The organism is Streptomyces sp. CNZ287 (assembly GCF_007827615.1).
In genome coordinates this window covers 1-14889 of sequence record NZ_VISV01000005.1, presented here as the reverse complement: position 1 = coordinate 14889, position 14889 = coordinate 1, and the positions used below count along the sequence as shown (strand labels likewise).

General features: G+C 71.1%; 16 protein-coding genes. 4 read left to right on the top strand and 12 right to left on the bottom strand.

The genetic code is table 11. From position 1 onward, the window contains the following. Positions 1-26 precede the first annotated feature (26 nt). From FB457_RS12085 to FB457_RS12055, 7 genes are all read right to left on the bottom strand, one after another. Positions 27-1811, bottom strand: coding sequence for a carbamoyltransferase family protein (locus FB457_RS12085; protein ID WP_047015650.1), 1785 nt, complete (start codon positions 1809-1811; stop codon positions 27-29). 95 nt (positions 1812-1906) lie between these two features. Further along, positions 1907-2089, bottom strand: a complete 183-nt coding sequence (locus FB457_RS12080) for a hypothetical protein (protein ID WP_027772583.1) — start codon at positions 2087-2089, stop codon at positions 1907-1909. Positions 2090-2123: 34 nt separating this feature from the next. Further along, on the bottom strand, positions 2124-3116 hold the full coding sequence (locus FB457_RS12075; protein WP_186461967.1) for a sulfotransferase: 993 nt from the start codon (positions 3114-3116) through the stop codon (positions 2124-2126). Further along, positions 3113-3748, bottom strand: a complete 636-nt coding sequence (locus tag FB457_RS12070; protein WP_145781840.1) for a nitroreductase family protein — start codon at positions 3746-3748, stop codon at positions 3113-3115. The genes FB457_RS12075 and FB457_RS12070 overlap by 4 nt, the downstream gene beginning before the upstream one ends. Continuing rightward, positions 3745-5415 carry a hypothetical protein gene (locus FB457_RS12065; RefSeq protein WP_145781838.1) on the bottom strand — a complete coding sequence of 557 codons (1671 nt, stop codon included), beginning with the start codon at positions 5413-5415 and terminating at the stop codon, positions 3745-3747. Before FB457_RS12065 ends, FB457_RS12070 begins: the two co-directional genes overlap by 4 nt. Continuing rightward, complete coding sequence (locus tag FB457_RS12060) at positions 5412-6050, bottom strand: TOMM precursor leader peptide-binding protein (RefSeq protein ID WP_145781836.1); 639 nt, start codon at positions 6048-6050, stop codon at positions 5412-5414. The genes FB457_RS12065 and FB457_RS12060 overlap by 4 nt, the downstream gene beginning before the upstream one ends. Beyond that, entirely contained in the window at positions 6029-7117 is a 1089-nt protein-coding gene (locus FB457_RS12055; RefSeq protein WP_186461966.1) for a YcaO-like family protein, read from the bottom strand. Before FB457_RS12055 ends, FB457_RS12060 begins: the two co-directional genes overlap by 22 nt. Positions 7118-7489: 372 nt before the next feature. On the opposite strand from FB457_RS12055, the gene FB457_RS12050 reads away from it, so the two are divergent. Continuing rightward, positions 7490-8197 carry a 2OG-Fe(II) oxygenase gene (locus FB457_RS12050; protein ID WP_486589003.1) on the top strand — a complete coding sequence of 236 codons (708 nt, stop codon included), beginning with the start codon at positions 7490-7492 and terminating at the stop codon, positions 8195-8197. 157 nt (positions 8198-8354) lie between these two features. On the opposite strand, the gene FB457_RS35205 is transcribed toward FB457_RS12050, so the two are convergent. The 3 genes from FB457_RS35205 to FB457_RS12040 form a co-directional block, all read right to left on the bottom strand. After that, complete coding sequence (locus tag FB457_RS35205; RefSeq protein WP_164492521.1) at positions 8355-8507, bottom strand: hypothetical protein; 153 nt, start codon at positions 8505-8507, stop codon at positions 8355-8357. Between the two features lie 225 nt (positions 8508-8732). Next, entirely contained in the window at positions 8733-9815 is a 1083-nt protein-coding gene (lxmK, locus tag FB457_RS12045; protein ID WP_145781833.1) for a class V lanthionine synthetase subunit LxmK, read from the bottom strand. Further along, complete coding sequence (locus FB457_RS12040; protein ID WP_186461965.1) at positions 9812-10579, bottom strand: AfsR/SARP family transcriptional regulator; 768 nt, start codon at positions 10577-10579, stop codon at positions 9812-9814. Before FB457_RS12040 ends, lxmK begins: the two co-directional genes overlap by 4 nt. A gap of 560 nt (positions 10580-11139) precedes the next feature. Between FB457_RS12040 and FB457_RS35660 the strand changes: the two genes are divergently transcribed. After that, entirely contained in the window at positions 11140-11955 is an 816-nt protein-coding gene (locus FB457_RS35660) for an NmrA family NAD(P)-binding protein (RefSeq protein WP_486589022.1), read from the top strand. Here FB457_RS35660 and FB457_RS12030 read toward each other — a convergent pair. Together FB457_RS12030 and FB457_RS12025 are read right to left on the bottom strand one after the other, a co-directional pair. Beyond that, on the bottom strand, positions 11852-12502 hold the full coding sequence (locus FB457_RS12030; RefSeq protein WP_047015645.1) for a Rid family hydrolase: 651 nt from the start codon (positions 12500-12502) through the stop codon (positions 11852-11854). The two genes, FB457_RS35660 and FB457_RS12030, sit on opposite strands and share 104 nt — an antisense overlap. After that, a complete protein-coding gene (locus FB457_RS12025) occupies positions 12499-14025 on the bottom strand; it encodes a flavin monoamine oxidase family protein (protein ID WP_164492631.1) in 1527 nt (508 codons plus the stop codon). The genes FB457_RS12030 and FB457_RS12025 overlap by 4 nt, the downstream gene beginning before the upstream one ends. Positions 14026-14320: 295 nt before the next feature. On the opposite strand from FB457_RS12025, the gene FB457_RS12020 reads away from it, so the two are divergent. Then, complete coding sequence (locus tag FB457_RS12020; RefSeq protein ID WP_047015643.1) at positions 14321-14515, top strand: hypothetical protein; 195 nt, start codon at positions 14321-14323, stop codon at positions 14513-14515. Between the two features lie 135 nt (positions 14516-14650). Then, positions 14651-14889, top strand: a 239-nt coding sequence (locus FB457_RS12015) for a WXG100 family type VII secretion target (RefSeq protein WP_145781829.1), incomplete at its 3' end; no start/stop codon positions are given.

Below are 14889 nucleotides of genomic sequence, written 5' to 3'. Positions count from 1 at the left end.
GGCATCGCCGCGCGGGGCGGCGGCCCTCAGCTCCTGCTGGACTTCTCCACGATGACGTCGCCGAGGACCAGGTAGTCGATCTCCGTACGCAGGAAGCAGGACAGCGCGTCCTCCGGCGAGGCGACGATCGGTTCACCAGCCACGTTGAAGGAGGTGTTGAGGAGGCAGGGGACCCCGGTGAGTGCAGTGAACGACCGCAGCAGGCCGGCCAGTTCGGCGTTCTGCCGCGGACTCACCGTCTGGATCCGCGCCGTGCCGTCGACGTGGCAGGCGCCGGGGATCCGTTCGCGCCACTCCTCCCGTACCGGGAAGACGAACGTCATGTACGGGGACCGGGTCTTCTTCCCCATCTCGAACACGGACGGGGCGTCCTCCTCCAGGACGACCGGGGCGAAGGGGCGGAACGGCTCCCGTCGTTTCACCCGCAGGTTGATGATGTCCTTGATATCCGCGTGCTGCGGGTTGGCCAGGATGCTGCGGTTCCCGAGGGCACGCGGCCCGTACTCGACCGGGCCCTGGAACCACCCGACGACGTTCTTCTCCACCAGCAGCTTCGCTGCCTCGTCCGCGACCGCGCCACCGGGGACGACGCGCCAGGAGACCTCGTCACGACGGGCGGTGAGCGCGGCCAGCACGTCGTCCTCGTCGTACGAAGGCCCCAGATACGGGGAGTGCTCGGCGACCGCTTCGCCTCCTCTGCGCGCTCCCGCCACGCAGAGCGCGGCGCCGATGGCCACGCCGGGGTCGCTCGCGCCGAAGCTGACGTGCATGTCCCTGAACGGCGACTGGTTGAGCATCTTGGTGTTGGCCACACAGTTGAGCGCCAGCCCGCCTTCGACGATGAGCGTGTCGAGGCCCGTTGCCGCCGCCAGCGCGCGCACCTGATGCGCCGTGACGGTCTCCACCAGGTGCTGGACCGTCGATGCCACCTTCACCCGGTAGTCGAAGCCCTCCCGCGCGTGCGGGCTGCCGTCGAAGAGCATGTCGAACAGGGCTCCGCAAGCCTGTGTGTCCGCCGGTGCGGAGATCGAGTAGCCCCCGCCCTCGTGCAGCTCGACGAGGCGGTCGAGGAGCACGTTCCGAGCCGGTGGCCTCCCGTACCCGGCGAGCCCCATCACCTTGTACTCGTCGCAGTTGGGCACGAACCCCAGGTAGCGGGTGACCTTCCCGTAGAACAGGGCCAGGGAGTCCCGCATGGCGACGGTGCCCAGGTCCCGTTGCCGGATCACGCCGTCGTGGATCTCGCCCGTGATCGCGGACGCGTGCTCGGCACGCCCGTCGCTCACGAGGAACGCGGCGTGCCTGACACCGGAGACGTGGTAGCCGCACATGGCGTGGGCGAGGTGGTGTGACACCGGGACCAGCCTGTTCGGGTCGACGTCATACCCGGTGCGCGCCACGAAATCCGCGTGGATCGCCTCTGCGCTCAGCATGCCGGTGTACAGCTCCCCGAGCCGGTGCAGGTGGTCGAAGGTCCCGCTCAGCGGCATCCTCGCCCGCAGCACCTCCTCGATCATCCCCTCCATCACGGGGCGGGAGAAGCTCCACGGAAAGGCGAAGACGTCGACCTGCTCAAGGGAGATCCCCGCTTTCCGGAGGCACCATGCGATGGCCCGGGCCGGGAAGTCGGCGGTCTTCTTCGTCCGGCTGAGCCGCTCCTCCTCGACCGCGGCAATCAGTTCGCCGTCCACGACCAGCGCCGCCGCCGCGTCGTGACCGATCAGCAGGTGCCGGTCCACGCCCGTGGCACCGTAGTGGCGGCGGAACAGCCCGGCCGCCCGGGTGAAGCCGTTGTACCCGAGGACTATCACGGAACACTCCTCCTCCCTCGTCTGCGGACGGGAGCGAGACGCCACCGGGAGAGGCGGCGCCTCGCTCCGCTCATACGGAACCTCGTGACCTCAGGTCACTCGGTGCCGTCCGGCGCGGACAGCGAGCAGGTGGAACAGCAGCTCGGGTTCGTGGGCCAGCAGTCGGTCCAGCCCGGGCTCTCCTCGACACCACTCAGCGCGGTGGCGACCAGCTCCTCCCAACTGGCTTCCGGGGCACTCTCGGTGGTCAACTCGGCGGTTGCCGTCTCGGGGGGCATCCCTTCTCCTCTCTCGGTCACCTACATGAATCGATCAGCTCCCACCGGGGGTGAGCCGCTGATCGACAACCTGCCGACGCCGCGCTTCTGCGACGTCGTAGCCCAACTCGGCGGCGAGACGGCTCATCCGGCGCACCATCTCCTCCGGCAAGCCCCACGCGGGGTCGAAGCGCACCGGACCCGGGTCCGGAACCGGTCTGAGCCGTGCGTGCGTCAGGAAGGTGCGGTCGCCTCCGTACAGGTCGCCCGACGGGCCGAAGCCGGCGAACCGCCACCGCTCCGTCTGCAGCATCCGCGCGATCACGGCGTCGCCCGAGTCCAGGCCGAGCCAGTCGAGAACGGCCGGCAGCGTCGTCCCGGGCCTGCGCAACAGGTCCTCGCCGCGCACTCGTATCCACTGGTGCGCGGGCAGGGCGGCGAGCCGGTCCCGGATGCGGCTGTGCGCCAGGTACCAGGAGGAGGCCGCACCCACCAGGCGGACCGCACGGTGGGTGTAGAGCTTCGGTTCCTGGGCGTGCATCGAGCGCTGCGTCGTCACCGGGTGCCGGGTCAGGTGGAGATATCTGGCGTTCGGGTAGTGGTCCAGGCAGCGTGCGAGCATCTCGTCCGTGGCCACGGTGTCCGGCGACTTCTCCGCGCCGACGAGCGGCGCGACCTCCTTGAGGAGGTGGGCGAGGACTCGCGGGGCCGGCCAGTCGGCCCGCCGCGCCAGCCACTCGCCGGCGCGGTTGACCGCCTCCGGTGTCTGTTCGCCCTCGTGGACGTCGGCGATGGCCCGGTACAGCCCGCTCAGCCGTCCCCGGTGCAGCTCCGGCGGGTATCCCTTCGCCGTGCCGCCGCGTATCAGGTCACGCACGGTCGCCCCGGCGAACACCAGCAGCTCGGGGAATCCGTAGATCTGCGGGTGGCCGGAGAGGAGCGCCAGCGTGATCGTGGAGAAGGAGCGGGGCGGCGCCAGCACGAAGACCGGCTCCGGGTGTGCCCGCCGCCCGGCGCCCGCCTCCCGCACCCGCGGTGGCCGGGTCACGTGAGTGTCTCCTTCGGGTGGCCGACGGCGAGGGTCAGCAGATGGCGCGTCCCGGCCGGCTGCCGTCCCGCCGCGACGGTCGCCCGGTGGCAGCTCCGGCCGAACACCCAGCCGCCCAGCCCCGCGGAGAGCGCCGCCAACCACAGGGCGTGGGTGAGCGCGCCCGCCCCCACCAGGTGCCGGGGGTAGTCGGCCCGGGCGCGGCGGGCCGTGCCGCAGACGAGGAAGAGGACGGCGGCGTCGGTGTAGTAGTCGGCGAGCAGCGGCAGCCAGGCGTCGTCGGTCAGCGGCCGTGTCCCCGCCGGCGTGGCATAGACACCCTGCGGGGGTTCCCCCGGCGACCGGCGTACGACGATGACGGCGTACTCCTGCTCGTCCGCCGACGCGGGCCTCGCCCGCCGGTGTGTCGCGAACGCCGTCGCCAGGAGTGCCCGCACCCGGTCCTCGGCGACCGGCTGCGTGGTGAAGTCGCGGATCGTACGGCGCCGGTCGAGCATCCGCGCCGGCAAAAGCGGCGCGGGCCGGTCGGCGCCGCGCGGAGCGGGCCATTGGGCACGCGCGCCGGCGGTCGGCGCACGGTGGCGGGTGTCCTCCACGTACTCCACCACGTCGGCGATCGGCAGCAGCGTCATGAGTCCTCCTCCGGTGCCGCGCCCGCCGCGCCCGTCGCGCCTGCCAGGCCCGCCACCGCCGCCACGCACTCGGACTCCTGATCCAGTTGCAGCAGGTGCGGCAGTTCCTCCGGCCACGTCGCCGCGAAGGACACGGCGACCCCGTCCCCCTGCGCGGCGACGGCCAGTTGCGTCGCCGCGAAGCCGGCGTCCAGGTGCGCCAGCCGCCACGAGAAGTACCCGTACCTCGGATACAGCCGCCCGACGGTCGCCACGAGGACGACCGCCGCGGTGACATCGCCCGCGTCGAGCCCGGTGGCCGCGAGCACATCCTTCAGCGGCACCGCGTCGGAGCGGACCGACAGCATGCGGTGGCCGACGTCGTCGTAGGAGAAGACCGTGCCCGGCAGCCCGAACGGATCCGCTTCCGTTACCACGTAAAGCTCCACAGAGCCGCGCCCGCCGCTGCTGGGCGCCCAGCGGCGAGGGCCGGCCCGGCCGGTGCCCGCGCCGACGAGTCCGGCGGTCCGCGTGATCAGCCCGGCGAGCCGCGCGGGCGGCACGGGCACCGCCTCGCTCTGCGGCAGGCCGCCGCGCATCGGGGGGAGATCCGGTTCGGGCGGCAGCTCACGGGCCGGAACCGACATCCGCCGGGGGCGCTTGTGCAGCAGCGCCTGAAGCTGCTCCTGCTCGGGGGCGAGCAACCGCGACTCGGCGCTCAGCCCGGGCGGCGGCAGGGCCTGGTACCACTCGTAGCCGTCGACGAGCCGTGCCGGCTCGCCGGACTCCGCGTGCGCCGGGCCCGCCTTGACCACCGCGGGCCCGCCCGCCTCCTCATCGCAGTCACCGTCGGGGGCGAAGAGATAGCGCTCGGTGGCATAGTCGGAGAGGGAGGTCCGCAGCAGGGTGCGCAGCGAGCACACCGCCGTCGTACGCGCCAGCACCGCCAGCACCTCCGTGGCCACCAGCCCGGCCAGCACGCCCCGTGCCGCCGGGCCGCCGTCCACGAGGACCGTGCCGAGGGCGTCGTAATCCTTCCTGAAGCAGGCGGCGCACGAGGGGTCGCCGGGGTGGAACAGCGGTCCTGCCTCCACCGCGTCGCGGGCGTAGGCGATCCGCAGCACCGGGACGCCCTCGGCGGCTGCGGCCCGCACCAGGGAACCGACGGCCTCCGGCCGCCCCGGCGGGTCGAGGACCACCGCCAGGGAGTTGCCGGCCGGATCGCCGGCGGTCTCGACCGTCCCCACGCCGCTCGCGGTGAGATCCGCACGCAACCGGCGTACCAGCTCCGCGTCGCTGCCGGCCGTGAGGAGCACGCGCGCGCCGGCGAGTTCGTCCAGCAGCTCCCCGGTCCCGCGGTACGCGCCCGCGGTGGCGAGGAGACGGGAGTAGAAGACCGCGCTCTCGTGGGGCAGGTCGCCGTCCGTGCGTGCGTCCTCGACGACTCCCCAGTCGGTCAGCAGCCGTACCGCCTGCCGGATACGCGCCGGCGCGACGGAAAGCTGCACGGACGCCTCGTCCACGCGGCGCACTCCGTCCAGCAGAGGCAGCAACCGGGGTACGAACTCCTTGGCCGTCTCCCCGTTCAGCAGGATGCGATGAGGCCCCCCTTCGATCACGACTCCCGCCGGGACGACGACCGTCGCCAAGCCGCGGCACAGCGCCGGAAGCCGCTCGGAGCCGCTCACGGCTGCTCCGCCTTCCCGGCGACGGATGCGGATGCGGGGCTGCGGGTCAGCGCCGCCCGCAGGCGCTCCTGGCGTTCCTGGGCACCGGACCCGCCGCAGCGGGGGCATCCGTGCGTCGGAACGACACGGTCCGTCCGCAGGCCCCATGCGTCGAGCCGGATGGTGGTGACCTCCCCCGTACGCCCGGATACGAGTGCACCGCCCGCGACCGCGGCGGCCAGCCGGGCGTGGTGCGGGAGGTGGCCGACGGGGCCGCAGCCGGGGTCCTGGTCGTAGACCGTGTGCAGGGCTGCCGTCACCGCCCTCTGCCGGTCGTGCTGCCGCTGCCGCTCCCGGTAGCACAGGAAGCACGGCCGCTGCGGCGGGCGGACGAGAGGGCCGACCCGCACCACGATGCCGTCCATGATGACCGGCAGCCAGGGGGTCGCGCTCCGGTGGGCCAGTTCGTCGGCCCGTTCGGCCAGGCTCGGCGCCGGGCGCCACGCCACCACGACCACCGCATCCGGCGAGCCCTCGAACCCGCGGGGCAGGTCCGTGACGGGGAAGGTCTCCGCGTCCGGCAGGTCTGCGGCGAGCAGGCGGGCGGTGCGCTCGCCGAATCCGCCGGCTCCTGTCACACGTACGGCACTGGCCACGCGTTCAGCTCCTCCTCCGGACGGCTCGGGAACCCCATCGGCTCCGGTGCGGCGTACAGCCGCGGGTGTGCGCGGTACTGGGCGTACCGGTGGAACGTCAGCGGCTGCAGTGCCGGGACGATCACGCAGACGGCGGTGAGCCCCGCCTCCTGCAACTCGCTGGTGGTCCGGTCCACCGCGACGACCTGCTGTCCGCGCGCCGTGAACCCCTCGACCAGATCCCCCAGGGCTTCCCGCGCGTCCGGGGCCAGGGCAGGCCGGGCGTCCGGGAGGCGGGGCCGGCGCGCCGGGCCGCCGTTCCGCTCCGGTAGCAGGAAGCCGAAGGCGGCACGTCGCTCCCGCATCCCCATCTCGTCCGCACCCGCCATGACCGTCCTGTGGTCCTCCCGGTTCGGCCGGTGGTGCAGGGCCCGTCCGGTAACCGCCTCCAGAAGCGACTTGGCGGCGGCCTCGGCCAGGCTGCGACCGGTGGCCACCGTCATGCTCTGGGCGCACCGCTCGTCGTACTCGGCCAACTGCAGGCAGCAGACCGTGGGAACTCCGACATCGGTGGTGGCGTCGAAGAAGTGCGTCTCGATGAACTGCCGGTCGCACATCTCCAGAACCGCTGCCAACTCACCAGCCGGGGCCGGAAACCGTATCGGGTGGAGCGGAAGCTGCTGGAGCCAGATGAGTGCGGCCGCGTCCCGCTCGGCCACTTCGCACAAGCCACGGAAGACGGCCTCCACCGGATTCGTATGCACTGCATACCCGGTGGAGATGCGGTACCAGAAGTTCTCGGAGTCGCGTACGGGACCTCCGTAGCGGGCCATCACCGCCGGAACCCACCTGTCCTCACGGGAGGTCAGCTCGAATCCCCGCAGCCATCTGATAAGCGCCTCCGGTCGGTACCGGGTCAACGGGCATCGGCCGCTTTCGTACTCACGAGTCGAGCATGCCGGTAACGCGGCCAGGTCGATGACGGGACCGTCGAGTTCGGCGGCACGGGCCAGCACGTCCGGCCCGTCGGGAAAGTCGGCGCCCGCGTAGCGCTCGGCCGCCTCGGCGATGGCGGTCAGCCGAGCCAACTCCGGCCTGTCCACGGCTCGGCCGGAACCGCTGAACTCGTCCGCCCTGTCGATACCGGGAGCCGCACCGACTTGGGCAGCGGCCAGTGACAGCCGTCCGAAACCCCGCAGTTGTGCCGCCGAGGTCACCTCGGATATCACACCGTAAGGGGAGACAAGGCGCCCAAGGCGCATCGCGAGGACCTCCGAGAATTCACTCATTCCCACACCTGCTCTCGCAACGACTGTAGCCAGCGGGATACGAAGGACATACGAAGGACATACGGTGCACACGTTCACTGCCCAGCGCCCGTCCCTTGCTTTAACCTGGCTTCGCCACCGGGTTCAGGGGCGCCCGCCGCAAACAACGTATTGCCGCAAGGGAGGCACGACATGACGCAGGCAGCAGATGCAATGCCGGAGCAGTCGAGGATGTCGCGTGAGTCGTCCACCGGGGCCGTCTGGCAGCTTCCGCCCCAGGTCTGTCGCATCACCCGTTTCCTCGGCGAGGACCTGGCGGAAACGCTGCTGGAACGTGCCATCGCCGTCCCCGGGGAGGAACTGGCTCCCGCCCGGATTCGCAACGACGAACTCGAACCCTCGATCCGCCGCTCCCGGACACGCCACCGCTTCGGGGCCCCGGAGCTGATGAGAGTCATCGGGTCCGTGTGTGAACGTCTGGAGGGGACTCTGGGCGTCTCATGCCGGGACGCCGAGCCCCGCTACAGCCTCAATGTCCACAACGACGGTGACTTCTACCGTCCTCACCAGGACGCCGGCCCCGGGGCGCCGACCGGCGACGTGGAGAAGATCCTGACCTTCGTCTACTACCTGCACCGCACGCCGGCGCCCTTCACCGGAGGAGCGCTGCGCGTCTACGACGCCGCAGCGCCCGTCCACGCGGGGGGCGCGTTGACGCCGCAGGACTGCAGCTACCGGGACTGGCCCCCGGAACACGACAGCATTGTCTTCTTCCGGCCCACGGCCCTGCACGAAGTGCGACCCGTGTTGTGCCCGTCCAAGAGCCACGCCGATAGCCGCTTCGCTATCAACGGATGGCTGTGCCGCCGCATTCAGAACCCTGCTGATGCGCCACGGTGACGCGCTCCCTTTCCCGCCGCAGCGGGGGCCCTGAAACGCCCCGGGAACTGAGAGGCCCGGCGCTGCCGGTAAGCAGCGCCGGGCCGATTCCGTGCCGGCCCGCAGGCGCACTCGGCAGAACCCGGGGAACGACGGTGTGACGCGGCGGGTATCCCTCTCAGTCCGCCACGAACGTGGTGATCTGGGTGGTGTGCGCCATGTTCATGGTGGTGATCGGGACGGCGTTTCCTGAATCTGTGATCTCCGCGGCGGACAGATCCTCGGGGGTGGCGTAGGCAGCGTATCCCTCAATCAGCTCTGCGGCGTTCATGGCACTCCCTGAATGCGTCGAGAAACATGGCGACCGTTCCATGAAAGGAAGGCACTTGCGGACGTTCGCAGTGAACCACGGTCGGGAGATGGGAGACCAGGGGTGCGCGCGAGAACGTATGCCTCGCGTATGTACGGATCGCGGCCGCCTCTGTCCCCAGCGCTTCTGTGGAGTTGCCGACGTACGGATGTGCCCGGAGCGTGGAAGGCCGGCTCGCCGCGGACCTCACACCTCCAGACCCAGTGCGGAGGCGAACTTCCCGGGCGCCAGAACGGCAGACCGTCCGATACCGGCGGCGGCGCGTTCCACCGCGGTCAGCCTGGGACGGCCCTCCGCTCCGGCGAACATACGGTCGATCAGGTGCCATCCGGCGAATCCGGCCGCACGGGCGGCGAGTCCGGAGTCAGTGGCGGTTCTGCTCTCCCGGTAGCCGGCACAGAAGGCCACGGTCCGAGTCCGCAGCCGGTCAAGCTCCCGCACACCGCGCTCGACCACTTCCTGATGCGACAGGTGACCGGGTTCGGCGATACCGGGATCCAGTTCCCTGGACGGAATTTCCAGCACGGCCCGATAGAGCCACTCGCCGGCGAAACTCCCCACGTCACGAGCCGGATCGGCCATCCGGAACTCCTCCCAGTCACAGAGGTAGAGGGTGCCGTCGTGCCGGAAGAACTGGTCGAGACGCAGATCGCAGTGCGCCGCCGTCCTCTCCGCGTGCGCCTCCTCGGCCCGGAGCGCGCACAGCGCGGCCGCGAGGGCCGTGTCCGGCTGCAGCATGCGCCATCCCTCCAGACAGCCTCCGCTGGCCCTGGCGAAGTAATCCAGCGGCAGGCAGTCGAAGAAGTCGAGGGGCGGCAACCGCGGCGGGTCGGTCTCCAGCGCCGGCTGCTGCTCCGGGTCCAGGGAGTGCACCATGCCCACCAACCGTCCGGCCTGGTTCGCGAGTTCGTTGCCGAACTCCTCCGTCGCCGCAAGTTCATGCCCCGAACGAGCGCCTTCCAGCCACTCGAACGCGATGGTCAACTCATCCTCGTCCCAGCCGAGGCAGACAGGGGTGGACAAGCCATCGGGCCACCCTCCGGCCACGGCGATCTGCTCGAAGTCGCACATGCGGCGGAAACGCCGCACGGCGTCGCGGCGGCTGCCGTGCAACTGCTTGAGGAAGACACGGCGACCCGAGCTGGTCAGGACCGCGAAATTCGCGTTCCGCCCCGGGAGAGACACACCATCACGCCCATCCGGTTCACCGAGTCCCAAGCGGTCCATGAGACGGCGTGCGGACGAGGGGACCTCGATGTCGTCAGTCACTCGTGCGGCCAAACCTGGTCGAGGGTGCCGGTGAGGATCTGTTGTTGGAGGATGCTGAGGGAGTGCATGGGTTCCAGGCCGAGTTCGGTGATGAGGTTCTTGCGGAGGGTGTGGTAGACGTGGAGGGCTTCGCTCCGGTGTCCGGCTTGGTAATAGGCGCGCATGAGCAGGGCGTGGGTTTGTTCGCGCACGGGGTGGTCGGCGGCGAGGGTGCCGAGCCGGGAGATGGCTTCGGAGTGGCGGCCGGCGGCGATCAGTAATTCGCTGCACTCTTCGTGAGTGCGTAGGCGGAGTTCTTCGAGTCGGGCCGTCTCGGCTTCGAGCAGGGCGCCGCTGGTTCCGCCGAGTGCGGTTCCGTGCCACAGGCGCAGTGCGGCGTCGTATTCGCTGATCGCGCGTTGGGTCTGTTGCTCCGTCGTGAATCGGTGTGCCTGGTCGACGCGTGTGGTGAAGCGGTCGAGATCCAGTTCGCCGGGTGTCACGCGAAGGGTGTAGCCGGAGGGGCGGGTGAGGAGGGTGTGGGGTGGGGTGTCGCCGAGTTTCTTGCGCAGTTCCGATATGAGGGTGCGTACGCGCATGTCGGGTGACGCCGGCAGGGCTTTCCCCCAGAGCGCGTCCATGATCCGGGGCACGGAGACCGACTGGTTGGCGCGGAGGAGCAGAAGTGCGGCCAGGGACCGCTGTTTGCCGTTCAGCCGGAGCCAGCCCGCGCCGGCCCTGACCTCGACGACACCGAGCACCTGATACGCGACAGAACTAGTCATGCCACATCCGTTCCGGAGGATGAAGAGACCGGGGAAGGCGTCCGCGCGCGGCACCCGCCCGGACGACTCCGCGCCCACGGTGGACATCTGCCTTATCCCTGTTCCTTCTCCGGCCGGCAGCCACACGCAAACCGCAGTCAGCCATGCTCCCGCCCGCCACTCCTCCCGCGCTTGTAAGTTCGTGCGCGATCCCCGCCTCCGTGTGCAAGCCCGAGAATTCGGCCGTGACCCGCACGCGCTCCTCACCGGCGACGCCCTATGCGTCACCGACGGGGCTGCGGTGGCCCTCCCGCCGGGTGGACGCCCGGAACCCCGCGGACGGGACCGCCCGTCCACGGAACTCGGGGGCCCGCCCGGGACTCCACACATCTGAGTACCGCGCATCTGCCCGTGATGGACGGACGGAGTGGAGCCAGGGTCGTCCTGGCTCCACTCCGTGGTGCGGCGTGTCACTGGAACTGTGCGAGGAACCTCCAGATCTCTGCTTTGGTCCAGGTGATGACGCCGCTTTCGTTGGTGGAGCCGTCGACCGGGCCGGGTATGTGGCCGCCGTAGAGATCATGAGCCGGCTGCTCCGCCGCCGGAGCCGCGAGTGCCCGGTCTCGCGCCTTTGTGCCCGCAGGGGTCAGGCAGCAGCAGTTCCGCCGCGATCTCCGCCGGGTACGGCGCCGCGGCCACCTCCGCCAGGTCGAAGAACTCTGCGCACGGTCGTGAGGGATCCGTCCGGCGACCGGGCGCGGTCCCTCTCCGCCGCCGGCGTGGAAACCGTACGCGGTGACCTCCGCGATCCGGAGTCGCTCCGCGCCGCTTTCTCCGGCGCCCACGGCGTCTTCAGCGTCCAGCCGAACTCCGGCCAGGCCGGGGCCGACGGGACCAACGAGGACGAGGTCCGCTTCGGCGCGGCGGTGGCCGAGATCGCCGGGCGCTGCGGCGTCGCCCACCTCGTCTACAGTTCGGCGGTCACCGCGGGTTCGGCAAGGGGCGTGGACCATCCCGACACCGAGAGCCGTATCGAGGCCCATGTCCGGAACCGGGACACCCGCCAGCCCCGTCATTCGGCCGGCCACGTTCATGGAACTCCTGGTGACCCCCGGCATGGGCCTCGACCGGGGACACCTGTCCTTCCTGCTGCGCTTCGACCGCTGGCTGGGGCCCTGGCGCGGGCCTCCTCGACAAGGCGCTGCGGCCTCCGAGCGGCTGACCGAGGCCGCCGACGACGGGGTGGAGCCGGTCGCGGCCGGTTCCACCCCGCGCCCCTCTTCCGTGCCGCCCTCACTTCATGCGGTAGGCCGCCGTCACCTCGACCTCGACCAGCCAGCCCGGCACTGCGAGAGAGGCGACTTCCATGGTCGCCCGGGCCGGGCGGGCCCTGTTGACGAGGATCGGCGGCTTCGGCGCCGAGGTGCCCATCGGCGCCGGGACCGTTTCGCCCGAGGCCAGGTCGACGTTGGCGTAGAACTGCCGGTACGCGCGGTTCCAGCCGGCGTAGTCGGCGAGTTCGGCGCGCGGCGGCTTCATCAGATAGCACTTCATCGTGATGACGTCGGCCGGAGCCAGTCCGGCCACGGCGAGGTTGTCGGAGATCTTGCGCAGCACCACCAGTGCCTGCGCCTCGGTCACCGTGACGCCCTCGGCGCCCTCGGTCATCGACGGGTCCGTCCAGTGCTCCGGCGTACCCGCGGGAGCGGCCGGGTTGAGCGCGTCGGGGCCGAGGCCACTGCTGGCGTAGAGAGCGACGGACTCACCGGTCGCCACCCCGGTGGCGATGGCCGGGTTGCTCTGCCCGCTCGGCAGCATGACCTTGACCTGGCGCGGCCCGGGCCGCCAGCCGCGTGCGGCCGCGAAGGCGGTGGCGGAGGTGAGCAGTGCGCCCCCGGCGCCGGCGGCGGTCAGCATCACGGCGCGTCGCTTCGGTGCGTTCATCCCAGCATCACTCTCTCGTGCAGTTCGGTGACGACCTTGCGGGCCGAGGTGATGGCTCCGTGCTGCCAGGCGATCGCGTGGCTGAGCCAGTCGCCGGTGAAGTACACGTGGCCCGCGGGCTCGAGCAGCCGCCGGTACTCGGGGCCGGTCTGCGACTCCCAGCCGACCCATCCGCCCTCGATGAAGGGGGTGCGGTGCCAGGCGACGCTGAAGGAGGCGGCGAGTTCGGTGCGGTACTTGTCGCCGTGGATGCGCACGCCCTGACTCACTGCCCGCGCCTCCCGCTCGGCGTGCGTGAGCCGGCCGTAGGCGACGGCGTCCGCTCCGAAGTTGTAGTAGCCGATGAGGGTGCCCCGCCGGCCGTGGTAGCCGTACGAGGGGTACCAGATGGTGGCCAGGTCGGTGTCGGTCGGGGTGATGCCGCCGTAGAGGTGTTCGTCTGTCTCCCACCAGCGGCGGCGGTACTCCAGGCCGATCTTGCCCACGGGGAGGGGAGAGGGAGTTCTGAGCGCGGCGGTGACGTCGGCGCCCAGGTTGTGGTCGAGCCGGGCGGCGATCATCGGCGGGATTGCGGAGACGACGAAGTCGGCGCGCTCGGTGTGGTTGCGGCCGCGGGCGTCCCGCCAGGTGACCTCCGCGCCGTCGGGGCGGTCGGTGACGGCGGTGGCCTCGGCCCCGTAGACGATCCGCTGGCGGCCGATGGCCCGCGCCAGCGCGTACGGTATCCGGTCCATGCCGCCCTTGGGCTGGAACATCAGCATGGCCTGGTCGTAGCCGAACTCGAAGGTGAAGCGGTGGCCGATACGGCTGGCGAAGACGTCCGAGAGAGAGGGGACGGGGTCGAGAACGGTGCCCGCCTCCAGGCCGGCGCCGGGCTCGACGGAGTAGCCGCGGCGTTCGCTGCCGGAGTACGCCCAGCCGTCCGCGCGCCCTCCTATCCCGCCGAACTCCTCCAGGAACGCCAGGAGCCGCTCCTTGTCGTCGGCGGTCAGCTCCTTGTCCAGGGCGCCCTGGTCGGTGGCGGTGGCCAGCAACTCGGAGACGTAGCCGTAGACGTCGGCCTTGGCGGTGCGCCAGCGCACCGGCTTGCCGGCGAGCGAGCCCGCGGTGTTCTCGTGGTAGATGTAGGCGTTCGCGTTCTGGTTGGTGAAGACCTCGAGCTCCACGCCCAGTTCGCGGCAGTACTCCAGCGTGACGTGGGACTGCGGCAGCCGGGCCGGGCCGGCGTTCATGTACTGGTCTTTCGAGAACGTCGCGTGCTGGGTTCGTCCGTCGAGGTCGGTCTGGGTGGTGCCGCCGCGCACCGTCCAGTTGCGGCCGCCCGGCCGGTTCGCGGCCTCCAGGATCCGCACGTCGTAGCCCGCCTTGCCCAGCTCGTACGCGGTGACCAGCCCCGCGATGCCGGCGCCGAGCACGATGACCGAGCCCGCGGCCCGGCCGGAGAGGGTGAAGTCGCCGCGCTGCGGCGGGCGGAACTCGGTCGCGGCCGCCTCGACGACGGGGGCCAGGCCGAGCGCGCTCATCGTGGAGTACAGCACTCCGGCGCCGCCGGCGGCACCGACGGAGCGCAGGAAGTCCCGGCGGGTCGCTGAACCTGAACCTGCCAAAGTCTCCTCCTTGCCCGCGGCCGCCCAGAGAACCGGCGGCCACGTGTTCGTGGATCGGTCCGGCTCTGGGGGGTGGGAACCGGCGTGCGAGAGGAGCCTCTCCCCGGCGTGTTTCCCGCATATGCCGATTGCATCAACGGCCGGTTGAAGCCTCGGGCGGTCACGCGCCTCGGCGCGGAACACGCTACGCGAGCTGTTCGGCCTCAGGAGGGTGCGGCTGTACGGCGTCGACCTCGCCGCCCTCCGCACCGCGGCGGGCGGCGACTGGCTCGCGTTTCTCGCCGCCGCCGAACGACGGCTGACGGAACTCGTCGACGACGTGGCCCCCGCGGGCCCGGCCCGGGTGGCGGCGCTCTACGGCCGACTGACAGGCCCTCGCTCGACGCTCTTCCAGCCACCGGGCTGACCGGGGGCGGGTCTTCCCCTGGCGGGGGAGAACCGCGGGCGGCGTTTCGTCGTCTCTCTCTGCAGGCCGCACGGTGCCGCCGCAGGTCGGCGGGGCCGTGGCCGGGACGGCCGGGAACGATCTGCGGAGGGCGCCGTGGGGACACGTCCGACGGACTGGCATGTACTCGACCTGGACGATGACCCGACGCCGGGTGATCCGGAGCGGGTGAAGCAGTTGGCGCGTGAGCTGCATGACTTCGCCGATGATGTGGCGGATGCGTTGCGGCAGATCAAGGGCATGGCCGGTGAGGACGCGCTGCTGCGGTGGGCGGGGAAGACGGCGAAGGCGTTCCAGGACGAGTTCGACGAGGTCCCGAAGAACCTGAAGAAGCT

Bases quoted from the DNA above. Each gene is read 5' to 3' on its own strand.
- FB457_RS12070 (WP_145781840.1), bottom strand. From the start codon at position 3,748: ATGACGCTGCTGCCGATCGCCGACGTGGTGGAGTACGTGGAGGACACC.
- FB457_RS12050 (WP_486589003.1), top strand. From the start codon at position 7,490: ATGACGCAGGCAGCAGATGCAATGCCGGAGCAGTCGAGGATGTCGCGT.
- FB457_RS12040 (WP_186461965.1), bottom strand. From the start codon at position 10,579: ATGACTAGTTCTGTCGCGTATCAGGTGCTCGGTGTCGTCGAGGTCAGG.
- FB457_RS12080 (WP_027772583.1), bottom strand. From the start codon at position 2,089: ATGCCCCCCGAGACGGCAACCGCCGAGTTGACCACCGAGAGTGCCCCG.
- FB457_RS35660 (WP_486589022.1), top strand. From the start codon at position 11,140: ATGAGCCGGCTGCTCCGCCGCCGGAGCCGCGAGTGCCCGGTCTCGCGC.
- FB457_RS12025 (WP_164492631.1), bottom strand. From the start codon at position 14,025: ATGAGCGCGCTCGGCCTGGCCCCCGTCGTCGAGGCGGCCGCGACCGAG.
- FB457_RS12030 (WP_047015645.1), bottom strand. From the start codon at position 12,502: ATGAACGCACCGAAGCGACGCGCCGTGATGCTGACCGCCGCCGGCGCC.
- FB457_RS35205 (WP_164492521.1), bottom strand. From the start codon at position 8,507: ATGAACGCCGCAGAGCTGATTGAGGGATACGCTGCCTACGCCACCCCC.